The sequence below is a fragment of the Pollutimonas bauzanensis genome, assembly GCF_040393045.1.
Lineage (GTDB): Bacteria > Pseudomonadota > Gammaproteobacteria > Burkholderiales > Burkholderiaceae_B > Pollutimonas > Pollutimonas bauzanensis_A.
Genome location: NZ_JBEBUX010000105.1, coordinates 1 through 15,294, shown reverse-complemented (window position 1 = coordinate 15,294; position 15,294 = coordinate 1). Strand labels below are relative to the sequence as shown.

General features: G+C 55.3%; 16 protein-coding genes. All 16 read left to right on the top strand.

All coding sequences use genetic code 11. The annotated features are described in order from the left end of the window. Positions 1-375 (top strand): 30S ribosomal protein S2 (gene rpsB, locus ABWO67_RS14875; protein ID WP_353152870.1); only part of this gene is annotated, 375 nt, incomplete at its 5' end. A 126-nt stretch (positions 376-501) separates the two neighbouring features. Continuing rightward, the gene (gene tsf / locus ABWO67_RS14870; RefSeq protein ID WP_353152868.1) at positions 502-1,380 is read left to right on the top strand and encodes a translation elongation factor Ts; all 879 of its coding nucleotides are present in this window, start codon (positions 502-504) and stop codon (positions 1,378-1,380) included. Between the two features lie 93 nt (positions 1,381-1,473). Then, the gene (pyrH, locus tag ABWO67_RS14865; RefSeq protein WP_353152866.1) at positions 1,474-2,190 is read left to right on the top strand and encodes a UMP kinase; all 717 of its coding nucleotides are present in this window, start codon (positions 1,474-1,476) and stop codon (positions 2,188-2,190) included. Positions 2,191-2,203: 13 nt separating this feature from the next. Beyond that, the gene (gene frr, locus ABWO67_RS14860) at positions 2,204-2,764 is read left to right on the top strand and encodes a ribosome recycling factor (RefSeq protein WP_353152864.1); all 561 of its coding nucleotides are present in this window, start codon (positions 2,204-2,206) and stop codon (positions 2,762-2,764) included. Between the two features lie 27 nt (positions 2,765-2,791). Next, positions 2,792-3,550, top strand: coding sequence for a polyprenyl diphosphate synthase (gene uppS, locus ABWO67_RS14855; RefSeq protein ID WP_353152862.1), 759 nt, complete (start codon positions 2,792-2,794; stop codon positions 3,548-3,550). 15 nt (positions 3,551-3,565) lie between these two features. Then, positions 3,566-4,426, top strand: coding sequence for a phosphatidate cytidylyltransferase (locus tag ABWO67_RS14850; protein ID WP_353152860.1), 861 nt, complete (start codon positions 3,566-3,568; stop codon positions 4,424-4,426). Then, complete coding sequence (locus ABWO67_RS14845; RefSeq protein WP_353152858.1) at positions 4,426-5,628, top strand: 1-deoxy-D-xylulose-5-phosphate reductoisomerase; 1,203 nt, start codon at positions 4,426-4,428, stop codon at positions 5,626-5,628. The genes ABWO67_RS14850 and ABWO67_RS14845 overlap by 1 nt, the downstream gene beginning before the upstream one ends. Before the next feature lie 23 nt (positions 5,629-5,651). Continuing rightward, positions 5,652-7,001: an RIP metalloprotease RseP gene (rseP, locus tag ABWO67_RS14840; RefSeq protein ID WP_353152856.1), complete on the top strand. Its 1,350-nt coding sequence runs from the start codon at positions 5,652-5,654 to the stop codon at positions 6,999-7,001. A 53-nt stretch (positions 7,002-7,054) separates the two neighbouring features. Continuing rightward, complete coding sequence (gene bamA / locus ABWO67_RS14835; RefSeq protein WP_353152854.1) at positions 7,055-9,394, top strand: outer membrane protein assembly factor BamA; 2,340 nt, start codon at positions 7,055-7,057, stop codon at positions 9,392-9,394. Between the two features lie 62 nt (positions 9,395-9,456). Then, entirely contained in the window at positions 9,457-10,011 is a 555-nt protein-coding gene (locus tag ABWO67_RS14830; protein WP_353152852.1) for an OmpH/Skp family outer membrane protein, read from the top strand. 6 nt (positions 10,012-10,017) lie between these two features. Beyond that, positions 10,018-11,112 carry a UDP-3-O-(3-hydroxymyristoyl)glucosamine N-acyltransferase gene (gene lpxD, locus ABWO67_RS14825; protein ID WP_353152850.1) on the top strand — a complete coding sequence of 365 codons (1,095 nt, stop codon included), beginning with the start codon at positions 10,018-10,020 and terminating at the stop codon, positions 11,110-11,112. A 46-nt stretch (positions 11,113-11,158) separates the two neighbouring features. Beyond that, the gene (gene fabZ, locus ABWO67_RS14820) at positions 11,159-11,608 is read left to right on the top strand and encodes a 3-hydroxyacyl-ACP dehydratase FabZ (RefSeq protein WP_353152848.1); all 450 of its coding nucleotides are present in this window, start codon (positions 11,159-11,161) and stop codon (positions 11,606-11,608) included. A gap of 2 nt (positions 11,609-11,610) precedes the next feature. Then, entirely contained in the window at positions 11,611-12,405 is a 795-nt protein-coding gene (lpxA, locus tag ABWO67_RS14815) for an acyl-ACP--UDP-N-acetylglucosamine O-acyltransferase (RefSeq protein WP_353152846.1), read from the top strand. After that, positions 12,402-13,682 (top strand): lipid-A-disaccharide synthase, encoded by a 1,281-nt coding sequence (gene lpxB / locus ABWO67_RS14810; RefSeq protein ID WP_353152844.1) that lies wholly within the window; start codon positions 12,402-12,404, stop codon positions 13,680-13,682. Before lpxA ends, lpxB begins: the two co-directional genes overlap by 4 nt. Continuing rightward, positions 13,669-14,280 carry a ribonuclease HII gene (gene rnhB, locus ABWO67_RS14805; RefSeq protein ID WP_353152842.1) on the top strand — a complete coding sequence of 204 codons (612 nt, stop codon included), beginning with the start codon at positions 13,669-13,671 and terminating at the stop codon, positions 14,278-14,280. Before lpxB ends, rnhB begins: the two co-directional genes overlap by 14 nt. Next, a complete protein-coding gene (locus ABWO67_RS14800) occupies positions 14,277-15,077 on the top strand; it encodes a TrmH family RNA methyltransferase (RefSeq protein WP_353152840.1) in 801 nt (266 codons plus the stop codon). Before rnhB ends, ABWO67_RS14800 begins: the two co-directional genes overlap by 4 nt. Positions 15,078-15,294 lie beyond the last annotated feature (217 nt).

Sequence of the window (15,294 nt, the reverse complement as noted above, 5' to 3'; positions counted from 1 at the left end):
CGCATGAGCAAGAAAGAAGCGCTGATGTTCGATCGCGAACTCGAAAAGCTGAACAAGGCCATTGGCGGCATCAAGGACATGAACACATTGCCTGACGCGCTTTTCGTCATCGACGTGGGCTATCACAAGATTGCTATCGCCGAAGCCACGACTCTGGGTATTCCTGTGGTTGCTGTCGTCGACACCAACCACTCGCCAGACGGCGTTGCCCATATCATTCCGGGCAACGATGACTCGGCTAAGGCAATTGCTCTGTACGCTCGTGGCATGGCCGACGCCATCCTGGAAGGCCGTGAACAAAACCTTAACGGTCTGGTTGAAGAAATTGCAGAAGGCGACGAAGAGTTCGTCGAAGTAGAGCAAGAGCGCGAATAAGCGTATGTGCCCGGTACTCATCCGGGTTTCGGCCGCAGCCTGACAGAAGGGCTGCGCGGCCGATCACATCGTTGTGCACCTGCCCCGGCTATGCCGGGGTGTGTTTTAGTGAACTGGAGAAAAAAAGTGGCTCAAATTACCGCATCAATGGTTAAAGAACTGCGCGAGAAAACCGACGCGCCCATGATGGAATGCAAGAAAGCACTGACCGAAGCCGAAGGCGATCTGGCCCGCGCTGAAGAAATTCTCCGCGTCAAATTGGGCAGCAAAGCCAGTAAAGCAGCCACTCGCGTAACCGCTGAGGGCTTGATCGGCTTGAACATTTCCTCCGACGGCAAGCGCGGCGTCCTTGTCGAAGTCAACTGCGAAACCGACTTTGTCGCCAAAAACGACGACTTCACCGGCTTCATCCAGCAAGTTGCCGGACTGATTACTGAAAAAAACCCTGCCGACGTGGCAGCACTTGCCGATTTGCCTATGGGCGATGGCACGGTTGAATCCTTCCGCTCGACATTAGTCGGCAAGATCGGTGAAAACATCTCTGTGCGTCGTTTCCAGCGCTTTGAAACCGAAAACCAACTGGCCAGCTATGTTCACGGCGGCAAGATTGGCGTTCTGGTTGAATTCTCGGGCCCTGAAGAAACAGGTAAAGACCTGGCCATGCACATTGCGGCCACACGTCCCAAGGCATTGGATGCCAGCGGCGTTTCGGCAGCCGACATTGCTGCAGAGCGTTCTGTCGCCGAGCAAAAAGCGGCCGAATCCGGCAAGCCAGCCGAAATCGTGACCAAAATGGTTGAAGGCTCGATCCAGAAGTTCCTGAAAGAAGTCACCCTGATGTCTCAGCCGTTCGTCAAGAACGACAAGCAGTCCATCGAGCAAATGCTCAAAGAAAAGGGCGCGAAGATCTTTGGTTTCGCCTTGTATGTCGTAGGTGAAGGCATCGAGAAAAAGTCCGAGGACTTTGCCGCTGAAGTTGCAGCCGCAGCCGCCGGCAACGCTTAATTCAGTATTAAGTGAAAAAATCGGGTCTGCGTTGCCACGCAGGCCCGACTCTGGCTTACACTTTCGTTGGACTGTTTACCTAGGATCCTATCGATGACCACCAGACCATATAAGCGCGTACTTCTGAAACTTTCCGGCGAAGCGCTGATGGGGGAAGACGCCTTTGGGATCAATCGCTCGACCATATTGCGGATGACCGAAGAAATTGCCGAAGTCGCTGCCATGGGTGTCGAACTCGCCATCGTGATTGGCGGCGGCAATATTTTTCGGGGCATTGCCCCCGGGGCGCAAGGCATGGATCGTGCTACGGCCGACTACATGGGCATGATGGCGACAGTCATGAATGCGCTCGCCCTTCAAGATGCACTCAAACACCGAGGTATCGATACGCGTGTGCAGTCAGCCCTGAATATCGATCAGGTCGTAGAACCCTATATCCGCCCCAAAGCCTTGCGCTATCTCGAAGAGGGAAAAATAGTCATTTTTGCCGCGGGCACAGGCAATCCATTTTTCACAACAGATACCGCCTCCGCCTTGCGTGGCGCCGAAATCGGGGCTGAAATCGTCCTGAAGGCGACCAAGGTTGATGGTATATACAGCGCCGATCCCAACAAGGATCCAACCGCTACACGTTATGCGCGTATCAGCTTCGACGAAGCTATAGTACGCCGCCTCGAAATCATGGACGCGACAGCATTTGCTTTGTGCCGTGATCAGAAGCTGCCGATCAAGGTGTTTTCGATCAATAAGCCGGGCGCCCTGAAGCGCGCAATTTCCGGCGAAGACGAAGGCACACTGGTACACGTTTGATAAAGGAATAGTAATGAGTCTTTCAGAGGTCAGGAAATCGGCTGAAACACGGATGGCCAAGTCGCTTGAAACGCTCAAGGTCAGCCTGTCGAAAATTCGCACCGGACGAGCCCACGCAGGCATACTCGACCACGTCATGGTCGAGTACTACGGTTCGCCTGTGCCAATCAGCCAGGTTGCCAACGTCAACCTTATCGACGCCCGCAACATCAATGTGCAGGTCTGGGAAAAGAACATGGCAGGCCCAGTCGAGAAAGCCATACGTGAATCCGATCTGGGCTTGAACCCGATCTCCATGGGCGACAGTATTCGTGTTCCCATGCCAGCGCTTACTGAAGAACGTCGCCGGGACCTTACCAAGGTAGTGCGCACCGAGGGTGAAGATGCCAAGATTGCCGTGCGCAACTTGCGTCGCGACTCCAATGACACGCTTAAAAAGCTGGTCAAGGACAAGGAGATCTCCGAAGACGACGAGCGCCGCATGCAAGATGATGTACAAAAGCTCACCGACAAACATGTTGCGGAAATCGACAAGCTTGTTGCCCAGAAAGAAGCCGAGATCATGACGGTTTGAAGCCGTCCCGGACACGGATTATTCTTGATGCTACGTAGCACGACTTTGGCTGTACCCGAGTGTGCAGACGTTCCCCGCCATCTGGCCATCATCATGGACGGTAACGGGCGTTGGGCCACCAAGCGTTTTTTGCCGCGCACCGCGGGCCATGTCCGCGGCGTGCAAGCTGTGCGCCGCGCGGTAGAAGCCTGCGGCAGGCGAGGGGTCGAATACCTCACGCTATTCGCTTTTAGCTCCGAAAACTGGCGCCGTCCGCAAGAAGAGGTCAGCTTGCTGATGCGTCTGTTCATACAGACACTGGAAAAAGAAGTCAGCAAGCTGAATGATCAAGGGGTACGTTTGCGTATCGTGGGCGATTTGTCGCCATTCGAGCCCAGGCTACAAGAGCTGATACAGGCGGCTGAGCAGCGCACTGCCCACAACACCACGCTAAACCTCACCATCGCTGCCAATTACGGCGGACGTTGGGATATTCTTCAGGCGTTCCGGCGTTTACTGCAAGCTCGCCCCGACTTGGCCAATGATCCGCAAGCCGTCGACGAGTCTTTGTTGACCCAGTATTTGTCCATGTCCTACGCGCCTGAGCCCGACCTATTTATTCGTACAGGCGGCGAGCAGCGCATTTCCAATTTTCTCGTCTGGCAACTCGCCTATACTGAATTATATTTTTCAGACGACTTTTGGCCCGATTTCGGTCCCAAGGAAATCGATGCCGCATTTGATTGGTATCGAACCCGGGAACGCCGATTTGGCCGCACCAGCGCCCAGGTTGCACAACAACCCTGAATACAGGAGTTCCCTATGTTGAAGCAACGCGTCATTACGGCGGTTGTCTTACTGGCAGTGCTGTTGGGCACCTTGCTTGCGCCAAGTTCATGGCCACTGGTGTTGCTGTTTACCCTGGCGGCGGCTTGCGCCCTATGGGAATGGCTACGACTTACCTGGCCAGGCAAGGACTCACCGTTTCCTATGATGCTAGCGGTCGTGACAGCGGCCGGACTATTAGTGCTGGCGCGTCAGTGGCTATCGCCTGACCCGCAGCTTTGGGCAGTCAATCTGCAGTCAGTACTGAACCGCTGGCTGCTACCCCTGGTGGCGCTGCTATGGATCATCGTGGCAACCGGCATGGTGTTCCGAGGGCAGGCCACAGAGCGAACCCGCGGGATATGGCTTAGCCTGTTCGGTATTGTCGCCGTCATTGCCGTTTGGGCAGCCTTAGTACAACTCTTTTTGCAATACGGCGCCTGGTTCCTGGTCTCGTTGCTGGCATTGATCTGGTTTGCCGATATTGCAGCCTACTTCACCGGCAAAGCGCTGGGCAAGCACAAGCTTGCTCCCAAAGTCAGTCCCGGTAAAACCTGGGAAGGTGCCGCAGGCGGTGTGATTGCCGCGGCAATTTGGGTCATGGCCAGTGCATATTGGCCCGGCAGTTTTGGCGCTGTCTTATCCCAGAGCTGGCCTACGTGGGCCGTACTGGTCCTGGCAATTTTCCTGGCCGCGCTGTCTATCGTGGGCGATTTGTTCGAGTCGTTGCTTAAGCGGCGAGCTCAGGTAAAAGACTCCAGTCAACTGTTGCCCGGGCATGGCGGGGTCTACGACCGCATTGATGCCTTGCTGCCTGTGGCGCCAATCGCCTTGTTATTAACCGGAGTATGGCTCTAATGACATTCCAGCATGTGTGCGTTCTGGGCTCCACCGGATCGATAGGCGAAAACACACTGGATGTCATATCCAGGCATCCGGAAATGATGTCTGTTTATGCGCTCAGTGCGCACAGCCGTATCGAAAGGTTGGCTGAACAAGCCCACGCAACGGGCGCTAAAGTCGTCATCGTTCCAACCGATTCCGCCCGTGTCAGATTTATTCAGGCCTGGTCTGCCGCGAACCCCATGCCCGAGATCAGGGTAGGAGAGCAAGCGCTGGCCGACACCGCAGCGGATACAGCGGTTACGACAGTCATGGCCGCTATTGTCGGCGCAGCGGGCCTGCCTTCGGCTCTGGCGGCGGCCAAGGCTGGCAAGCGTGTTTTGCTTGCCAACAAAGAGGCTTTGGTTGCGGCAGGGGGGTTATTCATGCAGACCGTGCGTGAAAATGGCGCTGAACTCTTGCCTATCGATAGTGAACACAACGCCATATTCCAGTGCTTGCCGCATACCGACAGGGCGACTGCGCCTACGACGCCTGCGAAAGGGGTCAGGCGATTGCTGCTAACCGCATCTGGCGGGCCTTTTCGCACGATGGCCCTGGACATGCTGTCCGGCGTTACCCCTGATCAGGCTTGCGCCCACCCCAACTGGAGCATGGGCCGAAAAATCTCGGTCGACTCGGCTACCATGCTCAACAAAGGGCTTGAGGTTATCGAGGCGCACTGGCTGTTTGCCATGCCTGTCAGCCGCATACAAGTGGTCATTCATCCGCAAAGCATGGTGCATTCCATGGTCGAATACGAAGACGGTTCGATTTTGGCCCAATTGGGTCAACCGGATATGCGTACGCCCATTGCATATGGCTTGGGGTTCCCGGAGCGGATCAATAGCGGCGTTGGCCTGCTGGCCCTTACCGCGTTGGGGCGTCTGGATTTTGAAGAACCCAATCTCGAGCGCTTTCCTTGCCTTCGGCTGTCGTTTGACGCGCTGAAAACCAGCCAGGCAGCCTGCGTGGCGCTGAATGCGGCCAACGAGATCGCTGTAGACTGTTTTTTGAAACACCAAATTCGCTATACTGAAATTGCTTGCGTCATAGAAGACAGCCTTGGTCGAATTGCGGGCATGCCGGCAACGGGCCTGGATTCGCTGGACGATGTTTTGGCGCTCGACGCCCACACCCGCCGCATAGCCACTGAATTCTGTCTTCTTAGAAGATAGTTGCGCTGTTTTTTTGAGGTTCCATGCTTTTCACTTTACTTGCCTTTGCTCTTGCCCTCGGGGTATTGATCACTTTTCATGAGCTTGGCCATTACTGGGTCGCCCGCCGTTGCGGCGTGCGCGTACTGCGATTTTCGGTAGGTTTTGGCAAGGTTCTTGCCCGCCGTACAGATCGTCACGGTACTGAATGGGCGTTGTCGGCTATTCCTTTGGGCGGCTACGTAAAAATGCTCGACGAGGCTCCGAAAGGCGCCACGCCAACCGAAGCCGGCCAAGCTTTTAACAACAAGACGTTACTCCAGCGCAGCGCGATTGTCGTTGCGGGGCCTATTGCCAACCTCATCCTGGCAGCATTGTTATATACCGCGCTTGGCTTGGTCGGCACTAACGAACCTGCCGCCATCATTGCCGCGCCACCGCCCAATACCATAGCAGCTCAGGCTGGATTCCAGGAAGGCGATCGCATTACTGGAATCAACCAGCGCCAGGTGCAGTCCTGGAGCGAAGCGCGTTGGGAATTGCTTGATGTATTGACCAGTGGCGGCGAGGTTACGATCCAGGTAGATACCGATGCCGGACTATCGCGTGAGCGTACGCTCAACCTCGCTGCGGGCACGATAGAACCTGAAGGATCGGACCTGATGGCGGAGGCTGGCCTGAACTTGGCAGCGCCCCGGCCAAAAGTCAACCAACTGACCGCTGGCGGCGCTGGCGAAGCAGCCGGCCTGCGCAGCGGCGATATTGTTGTTGGGCTAGGTTCGCTAAAAAACCCCTCGGCCAGCGCCGTCGTATCTGAAGTGCAGAAGCAAGCCGGCCAGCCTCTTCCAATTACCGTACTTCGCGACGGCACGCCGTTGGCATTAATCGTTACCCCACGCAACGAACCTGGTCCTGATGGCGCGCCAGTTGGCCGTATCGGCGTCATGCTGGGCGCCGACTTCCCGACGGTGATGGTGCGCTATGGTCTTGTCGACAGTTTTGGGCGTGGTGTAACGCGCACTGTCGAGACCGCCTGGTTTTCTTTGAAGATGATGGGCCGCATGATTTGGGGCGACGTTTCGCTGCGCAATGTCAGCGGGCCGGTTACTATTGCTGATTATGCAGGTCAGACAGCACGCATCGGACTGGCTGCGTATATAGGCTTTTTGGCCTTAATCAGTGTTAGTATCGGCGTTTTAAATCTGTTACCTATTCCTATGCTTGATGGCGGACATTTGATGTTCTATATCCTGGAAGCCATCCGCGGTAAACCAGTGCCCGAAAAATGGCTGGAAAACGGCCAGCGTATCGGGCTGGGGTTGTTGGTAGCGTTGATGGGGCTGGCTTTTTTCAATGATTTTGCCCGTATCGATTTTTCCCGTATTTTTAGTTAAGGGCATTGTGCCTTACAATCTTCCACCATTTATTCGCCCAAGGATCCTCCAGGATGTCGTTTAGCCGGAAATTCCCCTTTGCCAAGCGTGCCATGCCTGTTTTGCTGGCCGCGATGCTTCTTCCAAGCCTTGCGAACGCGTTTTCACCTTTTGTGGTCCGCGATATCCAGGTCAATGGCATTCAGCGCGTCGACGCAGGCACCATATTCAGCTATTTGCCGGTCAAGGTAGGCGAGCAGTTCACTGAAGCCCAGGCCAGCGAAGCGATTCAGCGTTTATACGCAACGGGTTTCTTTAGCGATGTCAAAATCGATACCACCAACAATGTATTGGTCGTATCGGTACAGGAAAGACCCACGATCGCTTCAGTCAGCTTCAACGGCATGCACGAGTTCGACCCCAAGGCCATTACCACCTCCCTTGGGCAGGTCGGCTTTGGCCAAGGCCGTGTATTCGATCGCTCCATGCTGGAACGGGCCGAGTTCGAGCTCAAGCAGCAGTACTTGTCCAAGGGCAAATACGGGGTTGAAATCAACCCCATCATTACGCCGCTACCGCGCAACCGGGTAGGTGTCAGTTTCGACATCTTCGAAGGCGATCTGGCGAAGATCAAAGAAATACACATCGTCGGCAACAAGGCGTTTTCCGAAAGCACGTTATTGGGCGAAATGGAGCTCACCGACTCGGGCATGATGACCTGGTATACCGGCACCGACAAATATTCGCGTGAAAAACTCGAAGGCGACACCGAACGCATACGTTCGTACTACCTGGATCGCGGCTACCTGGAGTATTCCTCGGAACCGCCGCAGGTCAGCATTTCGCCCGACCGCCACGATATTTTCGTCACCTTGACCATCCATGAAGGCGAGCCCTATAAACTGCGCAGCGTGAAACTGGCGGGCGATTTGCTTGGCCTGGACGAGAAAATTCAGCCTTTGGTGCAAATCAAAGAAGGTGAAACATTTTCTGCAACAAAAACCAACGCCACGGTAAAAGCCATTACCGATTATCTCGGCAGCTTGGGATATGCTTTCGCCAACGTCAATCCCAATCCTGTATTGGATCGCGATAACCACGAAGCCGATCTGACTTTTTACGTAGATCCGGGCCGCCGCGTATATGTGCGCCGTATCCAAATCGGTGGCAACACCCGTACACGCGACGAAGTCGTACGCCGGGAAATGCGCCAGCAGGAAGCCGCCTGGTACGATTCGTCAAGCATCAAGTCCTCGCGCGACCGTATCGATCGCCTGGGCTATTTCAACGATGTCAATATACAGACCGCGCCTGTCGCCGGTTCGCCTGATCAGGTCGACGTCAACGTAGATGTCAAAGAAAAGCCAACGGGCCTGATCAATCTGGGCGTAGGCTATGGGTCTACCGACAAGGTGATTTTGTCGGCCGGGATCAGCCAGGACAATATTTTCGGTAGCGGCAACACGCTGTCATTGCAGGTCAATACCAGTAAAACGAATCGGGCCGCGATTATTTCGCATACCGACCCATACTGGACCAAAGACGGCATCAGCAAGACAACGTCGCTGTACTATCGCCGCACCACGCCATACGATAACAACAACGCCTTTGGCGATTACGAAGTTACGGCCATTGGTGGCGGCCTGAATTTCGGCGTGCCGATCTCAGAATATGACCGCATCTTTGCAGGCGTAAGCTTTGAACACAATAAGCTTAGCCGCCTGAATCTAAATACGCCCATAGCGTATGAAGATTTCGTCAAGGAATATGGCGAAAGCACAAATTCAGTTATTTTCAACGTGGGCTGGTCCAAGGACACGCGCGATAGCGCCATAGCGCCGACCAAAGGCAGCTACACCCGTCTGTCGGGCGACTTGTCCACCATGGACCTCAGCTACTACATGCTCAGCGCCCAACAGCAGTATTATTTGCCCTTGGGCCGCTCGTACACGCTGGCATTCAACGGCTTGGCGGATTGGGGTAAAACCTATAACGACAAGACCTTCCCGGTGATCAAGAATGTCTACGGTGGCGGCATTGGGTCGGTGCGCGGCTACGAAGGCGCTTCGCTCGGTGGCCGTGACCGGCGTACAAATGATTACCTTGGCGGCTCACGGCGCATCGTAGGTAATGTACAGTTGTACTTGCCGTTCCCTGGCGCTACGCGCGATCGGACTTTGCGTTGGTTCTTGTTTACCGATGCAGGGCAGGTAACTACTACTGGCGGCAATACCTGCGCTCGCGGTATCGACAATAGTTCGGAAGACCCGTGCGGCTGGAAGTATTCGGCAGGTATCGGTTTGTCTTGGCAGTCCCCGTTGGGTCCGTTGCAGTTGTCTTATGGCCGCGCACTTAACGCCAAGGAAGGCGACGACAAACAGGCCTTCCAATTCCAGATCGGAACAGGTTTCTGATTCACGCCGTTTAATGGCACAATAGCTTTTTTATCTCTGCTACTTTGCAAGGTAGATTTTTCATGAAGTCTCAATTCGTTTTACAAGTTTCTGCTTTAACCCGTAGCATTGCTCGCGGCAACCGGGCGCTCGTCCTGGCGGCAGCGCTTGGCGCCAGCGCCATGATCGCAGCGCCTGTCCATGCACAGGCAACAAAAATCGGCTTCGTCAGCACAGAACGCATTTTGCGTGACTCCAAGCCTGCAAAAGCAGCACAGGCCAAAATCGAAGCTGAATTCAAGCGCCGCGACGACGAATTGCAAAAACTGGCCACCAGTTTGCGCACTCAGGCACAGAAGTTCGACAAAGACGCACCTGTCTTGTCCGAGTCCGAACGCGTCAAACGTCAACGCCAATTGGCCGATCTTGACTCCGATTTGCAACGCAAGCGTCGCGAATTCCAGGAAGACTTCAATCGCCGTCGCAACGAAGAGTTTTCCAGCATCGTCGAAAAAGCCGATGCAGCCATCAAGAAAATCGCCGAGCAGCAAAATTACGACTTGATCATTCAAGATGCCGTTACCGTCAGCCCTAAAGTCGACATCACTGACCAAGTCATGAAAGCCTTGGGCGGCTAATAGCAAATGCCGGTATTGCTAGCCCCTGAACAAGCGCCAACACTGCACGAGCTTCTCGCCAAGGCAAATACCATCGGCCTTGACTGTAAACCGGTCGACACCAGCAACGAGCCTGCGCCGCGTATCCGCGGCCTGGGCTCGCTGACGTCCGCCGGCCCTGCGGAAGTCAGTTTCCTGTCCAATCCCAAGCTTCAAGGTCAATTGGACGATTGCAAGGCCGCTGCGGTCATCATGACCGATGCTGTTTATCAAACGCTCCAACCCGAAAGCTACTCATATCGTGTTGTGTTGTGCAGTCAACCCTACCTGATGTATGCGTTGTTGGCGCAATGGTTTGATCAGCACCGGATAGATCGCCTGGAAACAGGCATTCATCCTAGTGCCATCGTATCGCCAACTGCACACATCGCCGATGGGGCCAACATTGGCCCATTTTGCGTGGTGGAAGAGGGTGCGCGTATTGGGCGGGGCACTCGCCTGGGACCTCATTGCGTCGTAGGCGCTCAGTCGGTCATCGGCGACGATTGTCTTTTACATGCGCGAGTTACGCTGTATCACAATGTCGTGGTTGGGGATCGCGCTATTCTTCATTCGGGGTCAGTCCTGGGTGCTGACGGCTTTGGTTTCGCACCCGATCCGCACAAAGAAGCCGGTGCATGGGCCAAGATCGCCCAAATCGGCGGGGTGGTGGTGGGGAATGATGTCGAAATCGGCGCCAATACTACCGTTGATCGCGGTGCGCTGGAAAACACCGTCATTGGCAATGGTGTCAAACTGGACAACCAGATCATGATCGGGCATAACTCGCAAATTGGCGACCACACGGCTATGGCGGCTTGTGTCGGCGTAGCAGGCTCGACCATCATAGGGCAGCGTTGCACTATAGCTGGCGCAGCCATGCTGTCAGGTCACCTGGTGCTAGGCGACGATGTCCACGTGTCGGGCGGAACAGCTATTACCTCAAACATCAGCAAACCCGGCCGCTATACCGGCGTCTATCCATTTTCCGAGCACACCCAGTGGCAGCGCAATGCCGCCGTCCTGTCTCAATTGGCCCAATTGCGGCGACGCCTTCGGTCGATGGAAAAAAACACACAATAACCTAGAAATCGTATTGCACGATTCGAGCACGCAGGATATAAAAAAGATGGAATTCGACATTCAACAAATCATGGAGCGCTTGCCGCATCGTTATCCGATGCTGCTAGTTGACCGTGTCATTGAAATGGTACCTGGCAAAAGCATCGTAGCCATTAAAAACGTGTCGATGAACGAACCATTTTTCAATGGACATTTCCCTCATCATCCCGTCATGCCTGGTGTGCTTATTATCGAGGCGCTGGCACAGGCGGCAGCTTTGTTTTCTTTCGAAGGCAACGATGTAAAGCCGGCCGATAAGAAAATGGCCTACTATCTGGTGGGCATCGACGGCGCGCGCTTTCGCCGCCCAGTAGTTCCCGGCGACCAGTTGCGCCTTGAAGTTGTGGCCGACAAAATCAGCCGTGCAATTTGCCGCTATAACGCCAGGGCTACGGTAGATGGCAATCTTGTCGCAGAAGCCAAAATCATGTGTGCGATCCGCGTATTGGAAGAGTAGCCATGGCTAGTCAGATACATCCTACGGCAATCATAGCCACTGGCGCACAGATTGCCGACGACGTCAGCATCGGACCTTACAGCGTCATTGGCGAACACGTGACTATTGGCGCGGGGACGGTGGTCGGACCACATTGCGTGCTGGATGGGTACACCACGATAGGCGCCAATAACAACTTCTACCGGTTTTGTTCGATCGGCGGCATGCCGCAAGACAAGAAGTATGCCAACGAGCCTACAAGGCTAACTATTGGCGACGGCAATACCGTGCGCGAATATGTGACCATCAATACCGGCACGATCCAGGATGTCGGTGTAACCACCGTGGGCGACGATAATTGGATCATGGCCTATGCGCACATAGCGCACGATTGCCAAATCGGCAGCCACACCATTATTGCCAACGGCGTGCAATTCGGCGGCCATGTCCACTTGGGCGACTGGGCGATCATCGGAGGGCTTTGCGCGGCCCATCAATTTGTACGCATAGGCGCGCATTCCATGGTAGGGGGCACCAGTTCGATACGGCAGGATATTCCTCCTTATCTCATTGGGGCAGGCGATCCATTCCGTCCGGTAGGGATCAATTCGGAAGGATTGGGCCGACGAGGCTACACGCCAGAAACCATAGCTGCATTGAAAGAGGCTTATAAGCTGCTTTATCGTCGCAACCTCAAGGTCGACGAAGCTTGCGAGCAAATGCGTGCACTGCAGCAAGAAAAACCAGTGGCACATGACGCTTTGCAAGTCATGGTCGACTTTCTGGCCGCCTCTACGCGCGGTATTGCCCGTTTATGACGTTGCGCGTGGGCATGGTGGCTGGCGAGCCTTCGGGCGATTTGCTTGCTGCCCGGGTCATACGTGGTATTGCGGGGCACGATGCCGGCAGTCGCTGCGAGGGCATAGGCGGCCCCGCCATGAGCCACCAAGGCTTTGATACTTGGCACTCCATGGACGCATTGACGGTGTTTGGCTATGTCGATGCGCTCAAGCGCCTGCCCAGCCTGATATCCACTTATACCGACGTAAAAAAACGTTGGCTCAAGCAGACTCCGGATGTATTTGTGGGTGTCGACGCACCCGATTTTAATCTGCGCCTTGAACTTCAACTGAAACAGGCGGGGATCCCCACTGTGCATTTCGTGGGGCCGTCTATCTGGGCTTGGCGCTACGAACGCATACACAAGATTCGACAGGCCGTGTCGCACATGCTGGTGCTGTTTCCGTTTGAGGAAGAAATCTACCAGAAGGAAGGGGTGCCGGTAACCTACGTCGGCCATCCCTTGGCCGAACTCATTCCCATGCAGCCCGACCAGCAAGCTGCAAGACGCTACTTGGGTGTCGATGCCAATGCACGAGTCCTGGCCCTGATGCCTGGCAGCAGAGCGTCTGAAATCAAGCTGTTAGGGCCGCGTTTTTTGCAAGCAGTGCAGCTATTGACCAAGCAAGATCCGGATTTGCAGGTGTTGGTACCCATGGTTAATGCCACGCGCCGCCGTGAATTTCAGGTATTGCTGGAACAATATCCTATTGCCAATTGTCATATTATTGACCAGGCCGGACGGCCATCCAGCCAAGATCCCGCTGCTATTCAATTGCTATCCGGTCAAGCCGATGCAAAAGGGCTGCAAACATCCGCCGACAGCAATTCGGATGCGTATTTCGCGGCCCGTCCGGCTGCCTGGAATGTGATGCAAGCGGCTGACGCCGTCCTGGTGGCAAGCGGCACCGCTACCCTTGAAGCAGCGTTGTTCAAAAGGCCTATGGTGATCTCTTACGTGCTTTCGCCAATGATGAAACGCCTGATGGAATGGAAGTCCGGCCAATCCCGGCCTTACGTGCCGTGGGTGGGTTTGCCCAACGTGTTGGCGCGCGACTTTGTCGTGCCAGAGATTTTGCAAGACGATGCCACACCTCAGGCTCTGGCTGAGGCCACCTGGAAAGCGCTTACCGACAAGCCTTACGCTCAGCAGGTAGTGCAGCGTTTTATCGCTATGCATGAATCCTTGTCGCGAGACACGCCTGCTTTGGCCGCACAGGCGATTATCCAGCAGGTTAGCCGTGGCGCAGCCTGATCTCTTCGACCTTCTACAGCCCGCTGTCTTGCACGTAGCAGGCATCGACGAAGCGGGGCGCGGCCCATTGGCCGGCCCGGTTTATGCCGCCGCTGTCATACTGGATCCCGCTGTAGCCATAGAAGGGCTGGCTGACTCTAAAAAACTGACTGCGCAACGCCGGGAAATGCTTGCCATCGAGATACGTACTCACGCATTGGCTTGGTGCGTAGCCAGCGCGAGCATAGAAGAGATCGACAGCCTGAATATCCTGCATGCGACGATGCTGGCTATGCGACGTGCTTGCGAAGGCCTGGCTCTGGCACCCTGCAAGGTATTGGTAGATGGCAACCGCATACCGCAAGGCTTGATCTGCCCGGCCGAAGCCATCGTCAAGGGCGATGCCACCGTCCCGGCAATTTCCGCAGCCTCCATTCTTGCAAAGACTGCCCGGGATGCCGATTGCCTGGTATTACACGAAACCTACCCGGACTATGCCTTTGATCAACACAAAGGTTACGGCACAGCTTTGCATCTGGCCAAGCTGGAAATGCACGGCCCTTGTCCCGCACATCGCCGCAGCTTTGCGCCTGTCAGGCGTTTGCTAGTGTCCTCATGAAACATCTAAGTTCCCGCGAAAACCCTGTATACAAGCGAGTGCTGCGGCTGGCTGCCGGTAAGCGCGCTATTGGCGCTGAAGACGGACACACAGACCATCGTGTGATATTGGAAGGAATTCATCTTTGCCAGGCGTGGCTACAGCATATTGGCAGCCCTGAACTGGCCTTGTTCGACGCCGAACGACTGGAACAGAATACTGAACTGGGCGGCCTCGCCCGGGCACTGGATCCCGGTTTGTGCCTATCTTGCGAGCCCAGGCTGATGAAGGGACTATCGCAAGTAGAACATGGGCAGGGCGTGTGCTTTGTCGTGTCCGCACCTGCGCCGCTGATGCCGCAGCATATTGATCATAATTGCATTTGGCTGGATAGGGTGCAGGACCCGGGCAACGTCGGCACCTTACTGCGCACGGCGGCAGCAGCAGGCATAAAGCATGCTTACTTATCGCCAGGCTGTGCCTCGGCATGGTCGGCCAAAGTCTTGCGCAGCGCGCAGGGCGCACATTTTGTCATGTCGATATACGAACATGTGGACTTGATGCAGGCGCACGAAAGGCTGGAAATACCTTTGGTCGCTACGGCGCTGGAAAATGCTGCGTCGTTGTACGAAGCAGTATTGCCTAAGGATTGCGCCTGGCTGTTGGGCAATGAGGGGCAGGGGGTCGATGCCGACCTTTTGGCCTTGGCTGAGAAACGCGTGTTTATTCCGCAAGCAGAAAATGTGGAGTCACTGAATGTCGCGGTGGCGGCAGGTATTTGCCTGTTCGAACACCGGCGCAGGCAGTTCAGTACGTAAGCGCTTTCTGGGCTTCTGCAGGGTGCAACGACTGGCGGGCCACACAAGCCAGGCGCATGAGCTCTGTTGACCCTTCCACGGCCGTCAGAAGCATCCTAAGCACCTGCCCGTCTCAGCGACCTTGCCAATTTCATCTAGCGCATTTTGGTTCAAGTGTTTACGGCGCTTGTATCAGGGGTGCTTTAGCGACGTTGTCCGGTTCTGGTGACGGTTGTTC